This is a genomic window from Microvirga sp. 3-52 (assembly GCF_018383585.1).
Lineage (GTDB): Bacteria > Pseudomonadota > Alphaproteobacteria > Rhizobiales > Beijerinckiaceae > Microvirga.
This window is the reverse complement of record NZ_JAHAMK010000031.1, coordinates 30,535-51,070: the sequence shown is the minus strand read 5'-3', so window position 1 is coordinate 51,070 and position 20,536 is coordinate 30,535. Positions and strand designations below refer to the sequence as shown.

The window sequence follows — 20,536 nt, the reverse complement described above, 5'->3', positions numbered from 1 at the left end:
ATTCGGTGGTTGACCTTCAGACGGCCATCAACCGCTACGTTGCCGAGACGAACGCCAGTCCCAAGCCCTTCACGTGGACGGCTGATCCAGATGAAATCATCGCCGCCGTCAGGCGTGGGCACCAAGCGTTAGATTCCATCCACTAGGTCCCGCCGGCAGTGCGTTCAGGCCTCAGATCAATGTCTCGCGTATTCCTTCAACGTGACAGAGTGGCGATTACTGCACGTCGCCAGGTCAGTCTCGGGACGCCCGGCACCCTCGCTGATATGAAGGGCTTCATTCTGTTACGGCTCTAGGCAGCAGGCAAAAATTCGGCAATCTGCTAGCTTGGCTTTTCCTGTTGCGGGTTCGCGTGTGCCAAGTGCTTGCTTAGGATGTCGACGATCCGGACTACGTCGGCCCTAGGGACAGCAAATGCGAGAGGTCCATAGGACGGGTGGTCGAATGCAAGAAGTGAGCCGTCGATCTGCGCAACTTGGATGTACCAGGGCGGTTCGATGACAGTCTCAACAGTTTTCCCGTCGAGCGGCCTCTTCTGATCTCCTTGGACCATACGAGCTCTGGCTTGGCCCAGAAGCCTGATGATCTGCGTGAGTTGCTCAATATTTAGGACGACAGTTTCCGATTGCTCTGCGGTAGAACCAATCTCAATTGTCACTGATTGTCGGTCATCTGCAACTCGAATGCCGACGCGCGCCTCGGCCATGATACTGCTTTCCTCTTACCGGCATACGGTTACATCGCGGGTTCCCACTCAACACGGCGCCGCACAAATAGGTTCATCGGATTTCCTTAACTGCCGACAGGGAGGTTCGGTGGGGATCCAGCGAACCTTTGGACAGCGATTGTCGGAATCTCGTTCGTCTCGCTGGGGAGGGCAATGTTGATCTCCAGTGACTTGGAGGCCAAGCTGGCCCGCTTCGCCTTCGGACCGATCGAGGATCGAGGCGACCAATGCAGCCATTGTTGGATGTATAACTCTTGGTACAGCCGAACAGATCCCAATACGTGTCTCGGCACACTGGGCAGTGCCGCTGATGGGCCAGCTTCGCTGTTCAAGCCTTGGAAAGGCCCGTCGAGGCACGCCAAAGCATCTGCTTGCCCGCCTGGTCGGCGTCCTCACTTTCATGTGATCTAGCTCCCGCACACTCTCAGCTGCCGTCCAGGCGGTTGCTGCGATCTGAACTTGCGCGCCCGTTGGGCAGTGTAGCTTGGACGGCTAGCGATCAGACTCGCGTCCAGTTGGTTGGGCTTCGTACAGTTCGCCGCTATTCGAAATGTCTGTGGTACTTTCTGTTCGAACAAAGCGGAAGCGGCGGCAGCCGAGGGCGGATGCCGTGCAGCCGCATCACCCGTCCGGACTGATCTGACTTAATTCAGCTGCTCGTTGGAGCCAGAGCCACATGTATGCGTGCTTGCCCTGGCCACAAGAAGGTTGTCGCTTGATCGGTGAAACGCGCATTCCGCGCTTGGACATTCCACGGCCTGTGAGCATCCTCCAAAGGAGTGATGCTACTTAAAGTAGCTTTGTTCATTGCGAAAAATGACCACAATAGGCATTCGGTTTCAGGGAATTCGCCAGAAAGGTTCATCGTGTCAGAAACCTGTGTGGTCTGTAAGACAGTCGGTGAAACTATTCAACATATGCGACTGCTCGTAGAGGCATTTCCGCATCTGTTCATGCAGCGCAGACCCAACCTGCCCTGACATCAGACGAACTTTCAAGTTGCGGAAAGATTCCGTCAGAGGATCAGCCATGTACAATTGGCGCCGACCCATTCTAGCGTTCTATGACGCACACATTACAAAGAACCCAATTCCAGGACATGTTACAAGCCTGGACGCGTTCCATCGCTCTCCTATCGAGCACCGTCGGCAGATCCAAGTCAGGCGTCTCACCCAGCTACTGCGTCACGCGTCACATCATGTACCCTACTATCAGGATCTGCTGCATAACGCCAAGGTGGTCCGGAACGATGAGGTGGATCTCTCCCGCTTCCGACAGATACCCGAATTCACGCGCGATCTCCTGCGTGATGAGTTCGAGCATCTAAAGAGCGACGATCTCGCCTCACGAAATTGGTATAGGAGAACCACCGGCGGCAGTACGGGTGAACCTGTAGTGGTTCTGCAGGATCGTCTGTACGACGACGTCGGCAGAGCCGTGAAGGACCTCCATTATGGATGGGCCGGGTGCGAACCTGGGGAGCCACTCGTCTCGCTCTGGGGCTCCGAGCGCGACATTCTTATGAACTCTGAAGGCTGGCGCAACAAGCTCTCCGGCTTCATCCGCAACCAAACTCTTCTCAATTCCTGGAATATGACCAAAGCCGATCTGCAACGCTATGTGAAGACATTGCAGCGGGTAGAACCCGTGGTCATCGAAGCATATGCCGAAAGCATCTACGAACTCGCTCGCTACATCAACGAGACGGGCGCGCGGGTCGAGGGTGTTCGCAGCGTAATCAGCAGCGCTGGCACCCTGTATCCGTTCATCCGGCACGAGGTTGAGAGCGCGTTCAGGTGTCCGGTGTTGAACCGCTACGGATCACGTGAGGTCGGCGACATCGCGGCTGAAAGGACCTCCGGTTCCGGGCTGGAGGTGTTTTCCTACGTCAATCTGGTGGAAATCGTGGATGAAAACGGCAATCCATGCGGGCCCGGTGAGGAAGGCGACATCTTGGTTACAAGCCTGACCAATTATACGATGCCGCTCATCCGCTACCGGTTGGGCGACCGGGCGGTCGTAGGGGCCGCTGCAGCCACGCCGGTCCACTCGGTCGAGCGACTTCAGGCCGTCACCGGGCGTATCTTGGATGCTCTTGTACGAGAGGATGGATCGACGGTGCCCGCGACCTTCTTCATGCACTTCCTGAGCGTGGTTCACAACTCCGGCTGGATCCGGAAGACCCAGGTGATCCAGAAAGATTACAACAGGATCGTGATCAAGATGATCACGGCTGCGCCACCGCCGGCTCATGCCCTTGACGAAATCCGGAGTACCTTGCAGCGGGTGATGGGAAGAAACTGCAGGATAGAATTTGATTTCGTTGATAGCATTCCTCCATCGTCGTCTGGCAAGTATCGATACACCATCTCCCATCTGCCAGGCTTGAATACGGGTGCTTCGAGCGGTCCAGCGGTGATGGATGGCAAGTAAGTTGCGGCGGCGTTAGTCTCAGCCGACTTACATCCGCTGCTTCCTGGCGTCGAAGTTGATCACTTAATGCCGCTGGACTCGTCCGTTTAGCTGATGGCAGCAGAGTAGGGTTCGGAGATCGATGTCGTTGGCAATAGTACCAGCTTTATCCGGCGATCGGGGATGTGGATCATTCTAGGACCAGACGAAAAGCCCGCAGACGAATGGCATCGTTGAGCGCTTTCACAAGACGGTGCTGGATGGGTTCTATCGTGTAGCATTCCGCAAGAAGATCGTCCCGCACCCGCAGATCGAGGGAATAGCTGTGACCCATGATCCGCCTCCCTTTCAGGGCAGTGAATCACAACTCCGTCCCGCGCTGAAGCCTCGGAATCCAAAATCCAGTCCGATGCTCTAACGGCACTCGATGGAAGCGGAAGCGTCATGGCTGGACATGAGACGCATTATTCGCCCATGCTGTCCCCAGCAATTCCAGAAGCGAACCAATCCCACAAGGAAGCCTAGTCCATATGATACGTGAAGAATTGCGAACGCCATCATAAGCAACGGCAGCATTGCAATGCCGGCCTTTCGCCCCGTCCAAACAGAAGCTCCAAGATTAGCTGCCGTGTAGCAGCTGGCCGTCAGAACTAGCATCCACAGGCCGAAGCTTGTAAATGGTGCAAGAACCGCCGTAAGCAGCAAGGTAGCGACAAAGAGCGGCGGAATGAATTGCCGCACTCGCATCTGGCCTGGATGTTTTTGCATAACCCGCACCTTCCAGTATCCATACTGGAAGTATTGGCGCCACAAAGAGAGAGGTGTGCTGCGGTTGTAATAGCTCGACTTAACGCGAGGACTCATCAGCACTGAACCGCCATGCTCACGCAAGCGGTAGTTAAATTCATCATCCTGGTTTCGAACTTGCTCCTCATCAAACAGGCCGATCTGCTCGAAGACATGACGAGGCCAAGCTCCAAGATAGACGGTGTCCACCCACCTCTCCTGTGAGGCATGCCGCCAACGCCCGTGGCCGACGCCGAACGAGGTGCCCGTCGCCAGTGAGATTGCTTCACCGAAACGCCCGTGACACATCGGCTCCGTGCCACCTCCGACGTTGTCGGCGCCCGACGTTTGGAGAGCAGCAATGCACTGCGATACATAATCCGGCGCGATGAACGTGTGACCATCGACCCGAAGGATCACATCGCCTGTCGACTGAGCGATTGCGAGGTTGAGAGCTGAAGGGGCAATTCGAAGCGGATTATCCAGCACCACTATTCGAATAGCGGGATGATCGGCCGCTAACTGACCAATGATGGTGCGAGTATCATCCGTAGACATGCCATCAGCGATGATAATCTCCATCAGCTCGGGTGGGTAGTCCTGCGCCAGTATCGCTCCGAGACACTGATCGATATGCTTCGCCTCGTTCCGAACGGGCATGATTATGCTGACGCTGACAGGTCGAAAGGCCTTGTTCGTCTCCGCTTCCACGGCGCCATCCTCTCTGGTTAAGGGCAACACACGATGCATCTCGATCTCCGTGAATTTTTGCGGCCCTCGTGCCTAGGATAGAAGGCCATGAGAACTTTGACGTTATTTCGAGACATTGCTGGACAGGAAACAACGCCTTCGTTGCGCCGCTGGCACACATCAGGCTAATCAGAAGAAAGTTGCGTCAACAGGACACATTGAACGTGCGCATCCACGTTTCAAGAGACATAATTCGGAACAGACCAAGATAAGACTCCTTGTTCCCTCTATCGATCTTCGAGGACCCATGCCATTGCCTCAGGGCTGACGAGTTAATATACTTTTCACTGCGCATATCACTTTGAATCATTTCATTGATTCGAGGCTTGAGATCGTCTGAGAGCCATATCCGGTCGGGCGCTGCGAAACCCAGTTTGCTCTTACGCAATCGAACCGTTTCAGGCATTAAACCTTTCATTGCTTTCCGAACTGCAAATTTGCTCCATCCATTATTCACTTTCAGGTGATCTGGAAGTGAGATGCCGTGCTCGACCAGGCGATGGTCCAGGAGCGGCACTCTCGCCTCGATCGAGAACGCCATCGACGAGCGATCCTCAAATCGTAGCAGCTGCGGAAGCGTATCGACAAGGATATCGTCGAGCTGTATTCGCTGCATCAACGTGCAAGAGTTCTTTGCGCCGTGGCTCTTGGAGTCGAATGCATTACGCCACCAACGTGTGGCCGGCGAGCTGTGGTCTGAGACGGCTCTGCTCCAATCCGCTCGAATTACGTTCTTCATGACCGAGTCGACGTTCAGCAGCTGGCGCAAACCCTTTGGAAGATAGCGGTAGCCATTACGCAGGTCGAGCACGTAACGGTCTCCTTGGCGCATCATGGCGTAGAGCTCGCTCGTCAGTCGTGGTAAGCGGCCGCTTCGAAGAAGCGATGCCATATACGCGTATCGAAACTTCGCATATCCACCAAAGACTTCATCACCACCCTGTCCATCAAGGAGAACTTTGACGCCGGCTTCCTTGGCAGCCCTCATAACCCGCCACTGGGCGTAGAAACTCAGGCTGCCGCAGGGCATATCCTGATGCCAGGTCAATCGCTCGAAGTCTGCCCAGAAGTCCGAAGCTGACGGGAACACGAGCTCTGATCTGGCTCCGACCGAATCCGCAACGCTTCGAGCAAAGTTTCGCTCATCAAGCTCCTTATATTCATAGCAGGATGTAAACGTGTGGAGCTTGTCTCCGATTGCGCCAGCAAGCTCCGGGCTCTCACGTGAAATCTTTCCAACCAAGGCGACGACGGCTGATGAATCCAGTCCGCCGCTGAGACAGCTACCGATCCGGACATCGCTGATCAGATGCTTTCGGACACTATCGACAAGGAGTTCCTGCAATCTCTCGATCTGATCCGCATCTGACATATCGTATCGAGTACGCGGGCTAAGTTGATAGTAGCGCTTTGGTTCGAACTGATGGGTACTCAGATCGATATCCAGACAGTGTGACGCCGGTAAGGAATTGATGTCACGGAACATGGTCCGATCGCTGTAATCGCAATTGCCGTGCGTAAGAAAGCCGAGTACTGCCTCATCGTCGGCAACTGCCTCGACACCTGGAAAAGCAAGGAGCGTTTTAATTTCCGATGCAAAGATAAAGTAGCCATTCTGGAAGGTGTAGTAGAGCGGTTTAATTCCAAACCGATCACGGGCGCAAAACAGTCGCCTGCGATTTCCGTCCCAGATCGCAAAGGCGTACATTCCGTCTATGCGCGACAGACAATCCTCCCCCCAGTGGACGTACGCTGTCAAAAGGACTTCAGTGTCTGTGCGGCTTTTGAACCGATAGCCGCAGACCTCGAGTTCGGCGCGTAGTTCCAGGTGATTGTAGATCTCGCCATTAAAGACGATCCAGGAGTGACCATCCCTGACTGTCATCGGCTGCAATCCTCGATCCATGAGATCGAGTATGGCCAGCCGTCGGTGCCCCAAAGCAACTTGAACCGCATTATTGAGGCTGTACTGCGCAATTTGCGGGACGAAAACTTGGTTTGACATCTCGCCATCAAACCATCCGAGCAGAAAGCCTTCTCCATCTGGCCCCCTGTGAGACTGCATGTCGTTCATCCGCTGTAGAACGCTAACATCGACGGGCTCGCCGCTGAGGCTAACAACGCCTAAGATGCCGCACATCAGTATCACCTCCAAGAATGAGTAATATCGTTTAAAGCAGCGGCAGCGCGCGCACGGGTTCCAGGATCACTTGCTTTGGCTGGAGACGAACGGCCGGTCACTCAGTTCGTAGACATGTCTCATGACGCCGCGGTAAATTCTCATGAGCCTGTCTGTAATAATCGTCTCGTCAAGATCTTTGATCGCCTCGCGCCCTTTGATCTCTTCACCATGGAGCAGGACCCTCTCAAGGGCGGTGGCAATCGTTTCGGGTTCGCGATCGGGAGCTATTTCGCATCCGGCGATTCCGGCCAACCGTTCGACGACGTCCCCCACGTCCACGGAAGCTATGCCAAGATTGCACGCAAGCGCTTCCTTGACGATTGTAGGCGATCCCTCCTGCAGAGACGTCACGATGAGTGCGTCGCAAGCGTGCATCATCATGATGATATCATCGTGCCGCTTATTCCAACCGAGCACGAGCTTGACTGGCAACCTTCTATTAAGTGTATCGACTGCCTCACACGCTCTGTCGTAACCCTTCAATGGATCGTTCGGATTTCCCACGAAGAGTACAAGTCGTTCTTCGATAGGCAGCCCAAGCTGGTGCCGTGCTTCCTCTCTCGGCAGTTCAGGCAGTGATGCAAGGTCGACGCCTGTAGGCAGCATATGGAGTGTCATGTTCGCGGGTAGATTTTGCTTCATCTCGTTCGAGACTATGATCACTGCATCCGCGAAGCGAGCGGCAAGTCGCCCCAGCCATACGAGCAACTTTCCACGCAATGTCATCCGTCCCGTCTTTGAGAGCTGCCCCAGCATGTCGACCCCGTGAAAGGTGATGACGAGTGGCAATCTCTTTGGCCATGGGATCAAAGCAGCTTGACCGAAATGGGCATGAACAAGGTCGTACTGTTTCCACTTCGATCTGTATTTCCACTGTAATCTACACCAGGCCCTCATGTAGTTGAAAGGATTCTTTGCGCCACGAAAGAAAAATACATCAACTTCGGCTCCCGCGCGCCGCAGAAACTCAACCTGCTGTACGAGAAATGGAACAGCGAAGGGACTGCTCTCTGTCGGCCACTCCGACGTCACCATTAGCACGCGAATTGGGGCTTCCATAACGAAACTCCTGACGTAGTTCTTTCAACAATCGGCTTGCGATCGTTGACCCAGCTCCAGCGAGATCTCTAGGATCCCAGAATTCTCGTCTGCAGCATATGTCGCACCGCAGAGCATTTCGATCGATTTTTCATTTCTCAGAGTGTGACGAGAATGAATGCCGCAACACGCGGCTTAGTGATCGCTTGGCGTCTCGCACAACGCCCAGAGTTCACTCACTATGTGTTCCGGTTGAAAGTTTCGCTCGATTGCAGCTCTCGCATGCTTGCCGACTGCCTTGCTTAAGGTCGGGTCAATAGCCAGACGATGCACATACTGTGCCAATTGCTGGACATCCATCTCGGCTATGAACCCTGTCGTTCCATGCTCTATCACGTCGCCAATGGAACCCACCTTCGTGGATACACACGGAACGCCGGCCGCCATTGCCTCCAGGACGACGTTCGGCATGCCTTCTCTATCAGAGGATAAGAGGAAGACGTCGGCGGCGCAGATCAATTCACGGGCTTCTGGGATCAATCCGAGAAAGTCGACGGTATCTCGCAGACCGAGATCGTCCACGTGCGCCTGAACGTTTTGTTGGTCCCCCTGGTCACCTCCGGCGATGATGGCCTTGACAGGAACGTGCTGGACGACCTGATGAACTACATCGACAAAGCGTGAGAAGTTCTTAGCCGGCTCCACTCTGCCTACGCCAAGAACGAGCACATCAGTCTCGGATAAGCCCAGCTTCTGGCGCCATGCTTCACGGTATGCTCGCAGTTTGTCACTGGGAAGTACTTGGATGGCATTTGGAATGTAGACAACCTTCTTCGTCAGGGCACTGCGCTCTGAGATTTCGATCTGCGTTCTCCGCGAGTTGCAAACCGCGGTGGATATTCCAGCCATGCTGGCCCAAGACCAGAGCCATCGCCAGCGCGATGGCAGATCAGTAAACCCTGTATTCCGGAACGATCCTATACAATGGACATTGAGCCCGATCAGAGACAGGCCGTAGGCATTCGTATATGAAGACCACGAGAAGAAGTGCTTTGCGCCTTGGGCGACGCAATGCTTCCTGAATTGCCTCATCTTCGCGAGTGGGCTGCCTCTAAGGAGTACGACCGGAATATTCAGTTTCCGGATCGGCTCGTCCCAGTATCCTAGCTCGCCCGAGACGTAGACGACCGGGTTCCAACGGTTGCGATCACAGTACGTTAGAAAGGTATAAAGCTGACGTTCGCTCCCACCATGCTTAAACTGTCCGATAATGATTGCTATAGGTCTTGCATGAGCCGTGCAGGATAGCGCCCGCTCGAAGCCACTATTGTTTACTCTAGCCATTTCTTCCGCGACCATCGGCAATCCTGTAGCCCTCCTACCGCACTTTGTGGCTTGAGCAGTCATGACGTTCAGCGAATTGTTAGACGGCGCTCTGAAACACCACTTAGTACATTCATTATTCAGTTCGCGATGTTGAACGCTTGTACGGACAGCCGGTTATCGTAGGCAAGCATCGTGTATCCGGATGGCAATTGCGTCGTCGGCTTTTGTCGTCAAACGTCAGCCACAGTCCCGGCAGAGTACCATCAAACTCTCCTATATGTAGTCTCTCTTCGGGAGTGCACCTAAAGAGCCTGCGCTGACGCACACTTGCGCCTCACTCAGCCTTTGGGTGCCAAGTGTGCAACGCAGAGGCTGACACGGTGGCGAAGCGGATCAACACCGTCGCGGAGCCGGTCCGCGCGTTCCTCTGCAGAGCCGTTTCGGTCAGAGTCCGATGACCGCCGCAATCATGCACTTGCAGTTCGGGCGGCTACTCGGGCGGCTACGGAGTTGCCCTCCAGGCGCCAGCGCGACTGTCGGCTTAGTGGATTGAGCCGCCTAGCGGTGATCTCTGATCAGATTATTCCAGCGAGGGCGTGAGCCTGAGATCGTCAGTTAGAGCCAGCATACGGGTGCTGCTAGTTGTGCTGCGCCAAGCACTGCGGACGCTCGGTGGCTGCAATCTGCGATGAACTGTCTGGGATCCCGTTAGCCCAGTCCGGCAGAAGCGTCTTGAACGATGGCTTGGCCTTTCCGTTGGTTTCAGATGTGTAGGGACTCGACCGACTGCGTCGGATCCTAAGCCGCTGCGGCGCTTGTCGGGACAGCCCCGAAGCGAACCGAATTCACGATGTCCAGTGGACCGGTTCGCGGGCGCTGGCGCGGGTAGCGGCGTGACGGACCCGTTTACTCAAGGGCCGTCCGGCAGCCCATACCACGCTGGCTAAGCCGGTCTGCCACGGTGGGGCGAGCCAGCCATTTACGCGTGGTGCGCTCGCTTCAGATCAACCCTGCGGCGGATGGACATTATTATGGGGTAATACCTGAGTTCGTTTCAGTTTTCCTCCCATACAGATAAGATTTGAGTGAGTCACGAGAGGCAGGAAGATTATGAGGAACTGGCGTAGACCTATTTTAGGGTTTTACGATACGCATGTCACACGCAACCCTGTTCCGAACCATGTTGCTTTTTTGGCCGATTTTTATACGTTGCCAATCACGCAGCGGCGCTCGACCCAGATGCAACAACTCAAGCATTTGTTGCTTCATGCTGCTCGTAATGTCCCATATTACGGAGACCTGCTGCGCGATGCTGGGGTCGTAGATCGCGAGCAGGTCGACCTCACGCGCTTCTCACAGATCCCAGAATTGACGCGTGATCATCTGCATAGCGAGTTCGAACGTTTGAAAAGTCGTGATTACGAGACTCGGGCCTGGTACAAAAACGGGTCAGGTGGGAGCTCTGGTATTCCTGTTGTCGTGCTACAGGACCGTTGCTACGACGATATCGGTCGGGCGACTCAAGAGATGCTGCAACGCTGGGCAGGATGGGAGTCTGGCGAACCGTTCGTTACGCTTTGGGGCTCCGAACGGGATGTTTTACGCGGTACATCAGGGTGGCGAAACAAGCTGTCTAACTTCATACGCAACCAGACTTTCCTCAACTCCTGGTGTATGAGCAAATTGGACTTGGAGCGTTACGCCAAGATACTGCAACGGGCTCGTCCGGTGATGATTGAGGCGTATGCAGAGAGCATCTATGAACTAGCACGCTATATCAATGATGCAGGTATCAAAGTCACCAGTGTCAGAGGTGTGGTCACCAGTGCCGGAACATTGTATCCATTCATTCGCGAGGAAGTTGAGCGAGCTTTTGGCTGCCCTGTTCTAAACCGATATGGGTCGCGTGAGGTCGGCAGCTTCGCGGGAGAGCGGGTCTCAGGCGGAGGGATGGAGGTATTTTCCTATACCCATTTCGTTGAAGTGGTGAACGAGCGTGGGCAGGCATGCAGGCCCGGTGAGGAGGGTGATGTACTGGTCACCTGCATGACAAATTATACTATGCCAATTATCCGTTATCGGATCGGCGACAGAGCAGTTGTTGGTGCGTTGACGGAATCTCCGACTCCATCCGTGGAGAACCTGCATACTGTCACTGGGCGCATCATGGACACTTTTGTGCGCGAGGATGGTTCGACCGTGCCAGGAAACTTTTTTATGCACTTCCTTGGAAAAGTTCATAATGACGGATGGCTGAAGAAGACTCAGGTTATCCAGACGGACTACAATTCCATTCTGATCAAGTTGATTATAGAGGCGCCGCCGCCCCCCATAGCTCTGGAGGAAATTCGTACATCGTTCCGGCGAGTAATGGGGGATTCTTGCCAAGTCGAATTTGAAATTGTGGACTCAATTCCACCATTGCCATCTGGAAAATACCGGTATGCGGTATCCTTGGTTCAGCATCCCAGATTGCGCCACAGCTATCCGCTTAGCTCGTTTATGAATGCAGATAAGATAGCGTCCTGATGCTCTCTGCTTCATACGGCCTGTTGTTGCGGCGTTCGACGACTATAAATCCACTTTTCTGCGCATAACCTGTGATTGTTCGAACTCCAAGCGAACTTTTGCATAAGAATACACTCGTATGCCTTGATTGTGCGGCGTGGAGGTGAGTGACGTGAGGTTGTGGGTAAAAAAGCAGAACTTGCTGCTATTCCTCTCACTCGAGGCATAAAGATATGGCTTCTATAAATAACAGAATTCTTCTGGTCAGCGCGTGGTTATGTGTTCCGGTCCTCGCTTATTTGTCGCTTGTCCCTGATGACTTTCAAGCGCGCACTAGTGCGCCGGGATACATCGAACACTTTGTTGCCTATTGCGGAACAGCCGTGCTGTTTGCACTGAGGTACCCTCAGCGACGGATTCAGGTCGGCATCTTCCTTGTGACGTATAGCTTTGTATTGGAACTATTGCAGAACTTTTCGCCGGGCCGTGTGAGCCGTATTCTTGACGCTTGCGTAAGCGGATCGGGAGCCATCATTGGAGTTGCTGTGATTGCCCTGTTCACCGGACGATACTGGCAACCTGCCTCAAGATGACGTCGTGAGCCTTGGACCTTTATATGGATGCCGATCCGGCCCTATGGAGTCCAGTCCAACATTCTGCCGTGGATCGCTACATCGCCTTCGCGCAGCACGCCCTCTCATCCCGCCAGCAGCCGACAGGCACGAGTCTTGGAAGACGATCGCCGAGGCGCTGTATGACAGTCCCACCATATTCAAAGGCCCGGGCCGGTTCGTTGAAGGTCGGACCGCCGGCATACCGTGCTAGACGGTCTGTGCCTGCGACAAGCGGCGCCCCGATGGTACTGGCTCGCAGGAATAGGCAGTCAGGGCGTGGCACTGGTCGATGCAGATGCTGGCCCAATGCCGGCTTGAGCTGGGCTGCAGCCGCTCCCGGCAGGCGTCGCTAGTACACAATTACTGCACAGCTTGTTTTTTTGTCGAAACGGCCATAGGCATACCTTGCTACAAAGCCGCCCGAATCTATAAAAGTTCTCGCTCCGCTTGGCCTCGATATGATTGGGCTGACCAAAGTGCCAGCACTTCATGTCGAGCCTTGATATACTGTCCGCAATTAATAAAGGCCATCAATGGCACTGGTTAAAACGACCGAATTGCCTAGTAAGGGTACCCTCCGTCAGGTTGATGGCGATTCCGCAGCTTCAACGGTGTCGTCCGCTTCTCCAAAGGGGGGAAGCCCTCAGCGCCGGACCCTTGAGCGGGTCAGGGTCCGGCAGCAGAAGGCGGCTGAGCGCATCGGCGCAGCTACCGAGGAATTGGCCAGCGGGGTGACCGAGGCTTCGTCCGCTGCGGAGGAATTGCGTCGCGCAATGGAGCAGATCGCCGTCGGGGCGGAGGAGGCAGCAGGCGCTTCGCAGCAATCGCTGAGTGCCATCGTGGGCCTCGGCAACTCGTTCTCCGAGGCACGACAGCATGCCGAGGCCGCTCGCGCCAAGACCGCCAGTCTTCAAACCTTGTTGATCGAGACCGGGGCTCAAATCGATGCTTCCGTCGCTGCCGTTGGAGCGAATGCGGCGCGCCAGAAGACCATAGTTGAGATCATTTCGTTTCTTGACAAACAGGCTGCCGCGATTGGCGAGATTACCCGCACGGTCGGCGACATTTCTGACCAAACTAATCTATTGGCCCTTAATGCAGCCATCGAGGCCGCTCGCGCCGGGGACAACGGTCGCGGCTTTGCCGTCGTGGCCGATGAGGTGCGCGCTCTGGCGAGCACATCGGAGAAAAGCGCTCAGGATATCCAAACTCTTGCCGGAGGTATTGTCACGGAGGTCCGCTCCATCGCCGAGAGGATCAGGGCTGCAGCCGAAACCGCATCCGGCGAGGCTCAGGTGGGGCGCGCCATCGTCGCGACTCTCGATAGGATCCGCTCTGACATGATCCTTTTGGCGGATGGCAGTCAGTCGATCCTCCTTGCCGCCGTCGAGGCCGAAGCAGCCATCCGCGAAGCACAGCGCGGGGCCGAGCAAGTGGCCAGTGCCGCCGAAGAGCAGGCTGCCGCAGCGGCCGAGGCACAGCGGGCCGTACAGCAGCAGAGCGTCGCTCTCGACCAAAGCCAGCAGACCGCGCAGGCGCTTGCAGCCTTGGCTGACGACCTCCAGGCGAACGCTGCAGGATCTGCCAGTGCCGAACAGGTTGGATCCGCTGCGGAGGAACTCTCGGCAGCCATTCAGGAACTATCGGGAGCTGCCGGTGAGATCATGACCGCAGTTGATCAGATCAGCCGGGGGGCTCAGATCCAGGCTGCCGCGACCCAGCAGGCCAATGCCGCAATGGGACAGATCGAACGGGCTACTGACACGTCGCGGGATGTTGCCGGCGAGGCGGTTGCGCGCATCGAGGCGCTTGCCTCGGCATTCCAGGATAACCGCTCCGCGATATTGCGCCTTGCGGCCGGCGTCGAACACGGTTTGAAGGAAACTCAGGCTGTCATCGATCTGATAGGAGGGCTGGACGATTCCAGCAGGCGCATTGAGAAGATCGTCGACAGTATCGCTCTCGTCGCTGTTCAGACCAATATGCTTGCCGTGAGCGGATCCATCGAGGCTGCCCGTACGGGGGAAGCCGGTCGCGGCTTTGCGATTGTCTCTGGGGACATTCGCGCTCTTGCGCGGGATGCCTCGGAGAACGCCGATCGCATCAAAGAGTTTATCCGCCAGATTCGCGAGCAAATCACCGTCGTCCGGCGCGACCTTGAGCAGAGTGCCGCGATCGGGGAGGCAGAGATCGCGAAGAACGCCATGATGACTGAGAGGCTGGATGCGGTTGAGGCCGATGTTAACGCGATCCGGCACGGGAGCGCTGCGATCCTGGCAGGATCGGAGACGATCCTAACGGCAGTCCGCGAGGTACGGCTGGGTACGCAGCAGGTCGCGGCTGTGGCCGAGCAGGCGGGAAGTGCCGCTACTCAGGCAGCCGCTGCGGCTCGACAGCAAGCACGTGGCGCCGAGGACCTTGCCGCCGGCATTGAGGAGATCGCTTCCCTGGCAGACGAACTCCACATGGCGGAGTCTTAGGATCATGGCTGAGACGGCCCCTGCGGCTGTCACTCAATCGTTCCTGACGATAGAGGTGGGTGACGAACGCTTCACCTTACCCGCCACTCAGGTTGCTGAGGTGATCCGTCCGCCGGTCGTGACTCGCGTGCCGCTCGGCCCTTCGAGCCTCGTCGGTGTCGCCAATCTTCGAGGGGTCGTGATGCCGGTGGTATCGCTCCATAGCCTTTTCGGACGCGGGGAACGCCCTATTGCGAATGCCCGTGTTGTCGTTGTCGATCAGGGTACTCCGATCGGCCTGGTAATCGACCGGGTGGCATCGTTCGGGAGCGCCGGTGCATCCGACGATAATGGCGCACCTGCCCGTTTGATTGATCTCGACGCGCTGCTGTCCCGCGACTTTGGCAACGCCGGACGCCGTGTGCAGCCCCAGCGCGTCCCGGAAATGACAGAGCCCAAACCTGGTACGACGGCATCGCGTGACGAAGTGGCTCTCGTCTGCTTTGCGGTTGCGGGTCAGGATTTCGCCCTTCCCCTGGGATCTGTTCAGGAGATCGTGACGCTTCCTCCGAGTGTTGCGGCCGTTCCCCAGGCTGAGGTGGTCATGCTGGGAATCATGCCTCTGCGCGAGCACCTGCTCCCGCTGGTCTCGCTCCGAGGGATCCTTGGTCTGCGTGCAGGCGGACATGAGGACGCCAAATCCCGTGTTGTAGTCGCGCGCATGGGTAACGCTTTGGTAGGCTTGGTGACGAATGGAATGAAGGAGATCCTTCGCGTTCGCTCCGGTGAGATCGAACCTGTCCCTGCGATCCTGACCCGTGGTGCAGCAGAGGCCAAAATTCAAGGTATCTACCGCCTCGAGGAAGGGCGCCGGCTGGTGGCGGTTCTGTCGACAGATAACCTGTTTCGCGATCAGGACTTAACCGAATACGTCGCATCACAAAAGGAGAAGACGCGAGAGATGAGCAGCCCCGACAGTTCTTCGGATGACGAAGAGCAGTTCATCGTATTTCAGCTGGAGGGTGAGGAATACGGCTTGCCCATCGCGTCCGTGGATGAAGTGGTGCGTGTTCCCGAAACCCTGTCACGTCTGCCCAAGGCTCCCGTCTTCATCGAAGGTGTCATGAATCTGCGCGGCCGTGTCGTTCCAGTGATCGATCAGCGGCGGCGCTTCAACCTCGAAGGACGCGGAGAGCGGCGACGGGAGCGCATCATCGTCGTCACGATCGATAAAATGCAGGCTGGCTTTGTCGTCGACTCCGTATCGGAGGTCCTCAAGATCCCCGGACGCCAACTTCGCCCGACGCCTGATCTGGCTGCAGACGGGAGCCAAATCATTGATCGGATTGCCAATATCGACACCGAAGAGCGAATGATCCTCCTGCTCAATCCGCGCGAACTTCTGGACAAAGCGGAGAAGGATCTGCTTGCGGCTATGGGCGATGGTCACCTTGCTCGGCCTGCTCCGTGATCCGGCTGCTGATCGTTGACGACTCGCCCCTGATGCGACGTCTTCTCGGCAAAGTCTTTGGCGCCGAGGGAGATTTCGAGATTGCCTTCGCTCGGAATGGCGTGGAAGCCCTCGAACAACTTGCCGGATTTGAGCCGCATGTGATCACGCTCGATATCCACATGCCGCAAATGGACGGTTTGTCCTGTCTCGATCGCATCATGCTGGAGCGCCCATGCCCCGTCGTGATGGTGTCGTCTCTGACTGCGGAAGGGGCAGGCGTTACGCTCGAGGCCCTGGACCTAGGTGCAGTAGACTTCATCGCGAAGCCAGAGCGAGCTGTTTCGCTCGAGATCGAGACCCTTGCTCCTCTGCTTGTCGAAAAGGTCCGTGCCGCATCGCGAGCGCGCCTGCCGGGCAGCCTGAGATTGGCCGAGCGGGTGCGGTTGAAGAGCGGCCTGAGCCCGAAACCGATGGCGTCCCCTCGAAGGTCCCTTCGTCCGCCGCCGGCAGCACGTGCGATCAGGAGTGCAGCCTCTGCGGCATATGGTCTTGTTCTCGTCGGAACCTCGACGGGAGGTCCGCCGGCCTTGGATGCAGTGCTCTCTCGGCTTCCGTCCGATTTTCCATGGCCTGTGGTGGTGGCGCAGCATATGCCGGGATCTTTCACTGGTCCGCTTGCCCGCCGGCTCGACAAGCTTTGCGCTTTGACAGTCACCGAAGTCACTCATCCGATGCCTCTCGAAGTCGGAAAGGTCTATATCGGGAAAGGCGATGCGGACGTGATCGTCGGGGATCGTCCGGATGGCCCAATCGTGCTGGCAGCTCCTTCCCTTCCGGAGCATCGTTGGCATCCGAGTGTCGATCGGCTGGTCGAGAGCGCCATGCAGCACTTTGCGCCTGCCAGGTTGATCGGGGTGCTGATGACGGGGATGGGCAGCGATGGAGCTGAAGCCATGACGCGGCTTCGGGGGGAGGGCGGTCGCACAATCGCCGAGGCCGAGGAGACCGCCATCGTCTGGGGCATGCCCGGCGAGCTCTTTCGAAGAGGTGGCGCGGAAACCGTTGCCCCTCTGGAGCTTATCGCCGACCGGATCATCGCTATGCTGGGGCCATCATGAGGAAGCCCCGGTCGCCGAACAGGGCCGCCGAAGCGGAGCAGGATTTTGCGACTCGGCTCAGTCCGGAGGAGATCCGCTGCCTGTGCGAGTTTCTCTACGGTCGCACAGGTATGATCTTCGGCGAGAACAAACGGTATTACATCGAGAGGCGGATAGCCGACCGCATGTCTGCCACCGGAATGCGCACGTTCCGAGCTTATTTCTCTCATGTTCAAGCGAGCGAGAGCGAAGTCGAGCACCTGATCAACATATTTACGGTCAATGAGACTTATTTTTACCGTGAGGAGCATCAGCTGAATTGCCTGGGCCGATCGCTGTTGCCTGACATCGTGCGAAGCAGGAAACCCGGCGATCTCGTGCGGATCTGGTCGGTGCCATGTTCGACGGGGGAGGAGCCATATTCCATCGCCATCTGGCTCCTTGAGAATTGGCCCATGGTCGATGCCTATCACATCGAGATCGTCGGGTCGGATATCGATACGCGGGTTCTGGTTGAGGCCGAGGCCGGCGATTATGGGGAGCGCGCTCTTTCGCGCCTGCCGCGAGAACTGAGCGACCGTTATTTCGAGCCGCCTCATGACGGGCAACGCAGGCTCATTCAGGATCTGCGGGAATCAGTAAAATTCACGTCAGTCAATCTGGTGGACAGGGCCTCGGTAGCGGCCCAAGGCCGGTTCGACATCGTCTTCTGCCGCAATGTTCTAATCTATTTCGACGATGCGTCCCGTCTTCTCGCCGCGAACAATCTCTACGAATCCTTGAATCCCGGTGGCTATATCTGTCTCGGCCATACCGAGTCGATGAACCGCATTTCGAAGCAGTTCAGCCTCCGCCGCTTCGAGGACGCAATCGTTTATCAGCGGCCGGGGGAAGGTGGGTGATGGACGATCTTCTCCAGCATTTCATCGTCGAGGCGCGGGAACTGGTTCAGCAGGCGACCGACAGCCTCCTGGCTCTGGAGCGTGAATCCACGATCGTCGCTCACCTGGACAGCGCCTTCCGAGCCGTCCACACGCTCAAGGGATCCGTCGGCCTGTTCGATTTCGCGCCCATGGCGTTGGCGCTCCACGCCGCCGAGGACCTCCTGGGCGCTCTCAAAGGCGCGGAGGCAAGGATCGACAACGATGCGATCGACATCCTTCTCGAATGTATCAGTCAGGCGGAGCGCTGGGTTGGCGCGATCGAGCAGACGGGGCAGTTGCCCCGCGATGCGGGCGAGGAAGGCTATCGCCTCGCACGGGCACTTCGCTCCCAGCTCGACGAAGGATCCGCACAAGCTGCCCCGATAGTCCCGGAGGCGGACGTCGGCTGGATCAATGATCTGTTGTCGGCGGGGTTCGATCGAATAGATTTGAGGGCGCATAATACCGGTCTGATTGCCATCCGGTATACACCACGGGCCGACTGCTTTTTCGCCGGCGACGATCCTCTGGCGCTCCTGCGCTCGGTTCCGGATCTCGTCGCTGTTCGCATGGGAAACAGGGAGCCGTTGCCTCTTGCGGCCGAGATCGATCCTTTTTCCTGCAATCTTCGGATCGAGGCTCTGTCCTGTGCCGGGTTCGACGCCGTGAAGACGGTCTTCCGCTTCGTTCCGGATCAGGTGGCGATTCATGAAGTAGCGCGGCGGGATACGGCTGATCCTCATGGCGACGGACCTCACGGCTCTCCGGTCCGCGACACAAGTGCAGTCGGTGCGACAGGCTCACGGACGCTGCGTGTCGATGCGACGCGGATTGATCGTCTGGCAGATCTCGTTGGTGAAATGGTTGTCGCTAAGAATTCGTTAGCGCATCTGGCGACCTCGAGCGGCGAGGGAACGGATCGAAACGATCTTGTTCAAGGCATCCTGGCGAGTCAGGCGGTCATAGAGCGGCTCGTCGCGGACATGCATAGAACCGTGATGGACGTTCGCATGATGCCAATGCGGGATATTTTTCGGCGCTTTCCCCGCGCTGTCCGCGATACCGCGGGACAGTTGGGCAAGCTTATCGACTTTGCCATGGAAGGCGAGGACGTCGAGGCAGACAAGTCCGTTGTGGAAGGCCTGTTCGAGCCTCTGCTCCACGTATTGCGTAACGCCATCGCTCATGGCGCAGAACCGGAGAACATCCGCCTGGAGGCAGGAAAGCCGACCGGAACCAGGATTGTCCTGCGGGCTCGCCGCGAGGGAGATCGGGTCATCGTCGAAGTGAGCGACGATGGGCGAGGCGTCGATCCCGCATCAATACGGCAGGTTGCCCTGGAGCGCGGCGTCGCTCCAAGGGATCGGATCGAGCGCATGAGCGACGCCGAGGCCATGGAGCTGATCTTTGTCCCGGGATTCTCGACGGCGTCGGAGATCACGGATCTGTCGGGCCGAGGGGTTGGCATGGATGCCGTGCGCTCGGCAGTCGAAAGACTCGGCGGCCAAGTCGGTGTGCAGAGCGTGCTGGGACGCGGAACGACAATCCGCTTTTCCCTGCCGCTCACGATCGTCATGACGAAGGTGATGGCAGTTCGTGTGGGTGGCGAGACCTACGGCATCCCGATCGACGGCGTCTTGGAAACAGCCTTCGTGCCTGCCTCACGCATCCTTCCCATCCAGGAAGCCGAAGCCTTTGTGCTACGCGACCGAACACTTCCCCTGGTCAGGCTCGCCAATCTTCTGGGGATCTTGGGCAATGCGGATCCTGGGCGCGGGTCGAAAGTCCTGATCATGTCGGTGGGAGGTGAACGGGTCGGGGTTGCTGTCGACGGATTTGCCGAGCGCATGGACGTTCTGATGCGGCCTATGTCCGGCATTCTGGCTGGGACGCCCGGCGTGATGGGAACAACCCTTCTTGGTGACGGCAGTGTCCTCATGATTCTCGACATCCCGGAGCTGATCGGATGAGCGTGCGTCTGAATGGCAATATCATCCTGCTGGAAGGGCAGTGCCGGGTTGAAGATGCCGAGCCGCTGCTAGGCTGGCTTCAGGCAGACAGAAGCCGCGTCGTTGATTTGACGGACGCGGAACACCTCCATGCGGCGGTTTTCCAGGTTCTGATGGCCCTGCGGCCCTCAATTAAAGAGGGAGGAAAGGACGCCTTCATCCGGGAGTGGCTGATTCCCGTCCTGACGGCGGCGGCACCATCCGGCGCAACCCAGCCGGAGGGCTGAGCAGTTGTCATTCTTCCCATATACT

14 protein-coding genes and 3 pseudogenes are annotated in these 20,536 nt (G+C 57.1%); 12 read left to right on the top strand and 5 right to left on the bottom strand.

Going from position 1 to position 20,536, the window contains the following annotated elements; translation table 11 throughout:
• A pseudogene (locus KHP60_RS19745) lies at positions 1 to 146 on the top strand (IS630 family transposase); the annotation flags it as partial.
• Between the two features lie 176 nt (positions 147 to 322).
• On the opposite strand, the gene KHP60_RS19740 reads toward KHP60_RS19745, so the two are convergent.
• Positions 323 to 706, bottom strand: coding sequence for a hypothetical protein (locus KHP60_RS19740; RefSeq protein ID WP_213566021.1), 384 nt, complete (start codon positions 704 to 706; stop codon positions 323 to 325).
• Between the two features lie 1,275 nt (positions 707 to 1,981).
• Here KHP60_RS19740 and KHP60_RS19735 point away from each other — a divergent pair.
• Together KHP60_RS19735 and KHP60_RS25270 are read left to right on the top strand one after the other, a co-directional pair.
• Positions 1,982 to 3,160, top strand: a complete 1,179-nt coding sequence (locus tag KHP60_RS19735) for a hypothetical protein (RefSeq protein WP_213566020.1) — start codon at positions 1,982 to 1,984, stop codon at positions 3,158 to 3,160.
• 137 nt (positions 3,161 to 3,297) lie between these two features.
• A pseudogene (locus KHP60_RS25270) lies at positions 3,298 to 3,434 on the top strand (IS481 family transposase); the annotation flags it as partial.
• 119 nt (positions 3,435 to 3,553) lie between these two features.
• Here the strand turns inward: KHP60_RS25270 and KHP60_RS19725 are convergent.
• The 4 genes from KHP60_RS19725 to KHP60_RS19710 all read right to left on the bottom strand — a co-directional run bounded on the left by KHP60_RS19725 (position 3,554) and on the right by KHP60_RS19710 (position 9,254).
• The gene (locus KHP60_RS19725) at positions 3,554 to 4,675 is read right to left on the bottom strand and encodes a glycosyltransferase family 2 protein (RefSeq protein WP_213566018.1); all 1,122 of its coding nucleotides are present in this window, start codon (positions 4,673 to 4,675) and stop codon (positions 3,554 to 3,556) included.
• Between the two features lie 145 nt (positions 4,676 to 4,820).
• The gene (gene asnB / locus KHP60_RS19720) at positions 4,821 to 6,815 is read right to left on the bottom strand and encodes an asparagine synthase (glutamine-hydrolyzing) (RefSeq protein ID WP_213566017.1); all 1,995 of its coding nucleotides are present in this window, start codon (positions 6,813 to 6,815) and stop codon (positions 4,821 to 4,823) included.
• A gap of 66 nt (positions 6,816 to 6,881) precedes the next feature.
• Positions 6,882 to 7,916, bottom strand: coding sequence for a glycosyltransferase family 4 protein (locus KHP60_RS19715; RefSeq protein ID WP_213566016.1), 1,035 nt, complete (start codon positions 7,914 to 7,916; stop codon positions 6,882 to 6,884).
• A gap of 174 nt (positions 7,917 to 8,090) precedes the next feature.
• On the bottom strand, positions 8,091 to 9,254 hold the full coding sequence (locus KHP60_RS19710; protein WP_213566015.1) for a glycosyltransferase: 1,164 nt from the start codon (positions 9,252 to 9,254) through the stop codon (positions 8,091 to 8,093).
• Positions 9,255 to 10,331: 1,077 nt separating this feature from the next.
• Between KHP60_RS19710 and KHP60_RS19705 the strand changes: the two genes are divergently transcribed.
• From KHP60_RS19705 to KHP60_RS19670, 9 genes and pseudogenes are all read left to right on the top strand, one after another.
• The gene (locus tag KHP60_RS19705; RefSeq protein WP_213566014.1) at positions 10,332 to 11,750 is read left to right on the top strand and encodes a hypothetical protein; all 1,419 of its coding nucleotides are present in this window, start codon (positions 10,332 to 10,334) and stop codon (positions 11,748 to 11,750) included.
• 212 nt (positions 11,751 to 11,962) lie between these two features.
• The gene (locus KHP60_RS25890; RefSeq protein ID WP_213566013.1) at positions 11,963 to 12,322 is read left to right on the top strand and encodes a VanZ family protein; all 360 of its coding nucleotides are present in this window, start codon (positions 11,963 to 11,965) and stop codon (positions 12,320 to 12,322) included.
• A 632-nt stretch (positions 12,323 to 12,954) separates the two neighbouring features.
• Positions 12,955 to 14,823, top strand: a complete 1,869-nt coding sequence (locus KHP60_RS19695) for a methyl-accepting chemotaxis protein (protein ID WP_311925210.1) — start codon at positions 12,955 to 12,957, stop codon at positions 14,821 to 14,823.
• Positions 14,824 to 14,827: 4 nt separating this feature from the next.
• Positions 14,828 to 15,061, top strand: a pseudogene (locus KHP60_RS25885) (chemotaxis protein CheW); the annotation flags it as partial.
• Positions 15,062 to 15,559: 498 nt separating this feature from the next.
• Entirely contained in the window at positions 15,560 to 16,273 is a 714-nt protein-coding gene (locus KHP60_RS25880) for a chemotaxis protein CheW (protein ID WP_409366303.1), read from the top strand.
• Entirely contained in the window at positions 16,270 to 17,373 is a 1,104-nt protein-coding gene (gene cheB, locus KHP60_RS19685; RefSeq protein ID WP_213566010.1) for a chemotaxis-specific protein-glutamate methyltransferase CheB, read from the top strand. The genes KHP60_RS25880 and cheB overlap by 4 nt, the downstream gene beginning before the upstream one ends.
• Entirely contained in the window at positions 17,370 to 18,254 is an 885-nt protein-coding gene (locus KHP60_RS19680; RefSeq protein ID WP_213566009.1) for a protein-glutamate O-methyltransferase CheR, read from the top strand. Before cheB ends, KHP60_RS19680 begins: the two co-directional genes overlap by 4 nt.
• Positions 18,254 to 20,245, top strand: coding sequence for a chemotaxis protein CheA (locus tag KHP60_RS19675; RefSeq protein ID WP_213566008.1), 1,992 nt, complete (start codon positions 18,254 to 18,256; stop codon positions 20,243 to 20,245). The genes KHP60_RS19680 and KHP60_RS19675 overlap by 1 nt, the downstream gene beginning before the upstream one ends.
• On the top strand, positions 20,242 to 20,511 hold the full coding sequence (locus tag KHP60_RS19670) for a hypothetical protein (RefSeq protein WP_213566007.1): 270 nt from the start codon (positions 20,242 to 20,244) through the stop codon (positions 20,509 to 20,511). The genes KHP60_RS19675 and KHP60_RS19670 overlap by 4 nt, the downstream gene beginning before the upstream one ends.
• Positions 20,512 to 20,536: the final 25 nt, after the last annotated feature.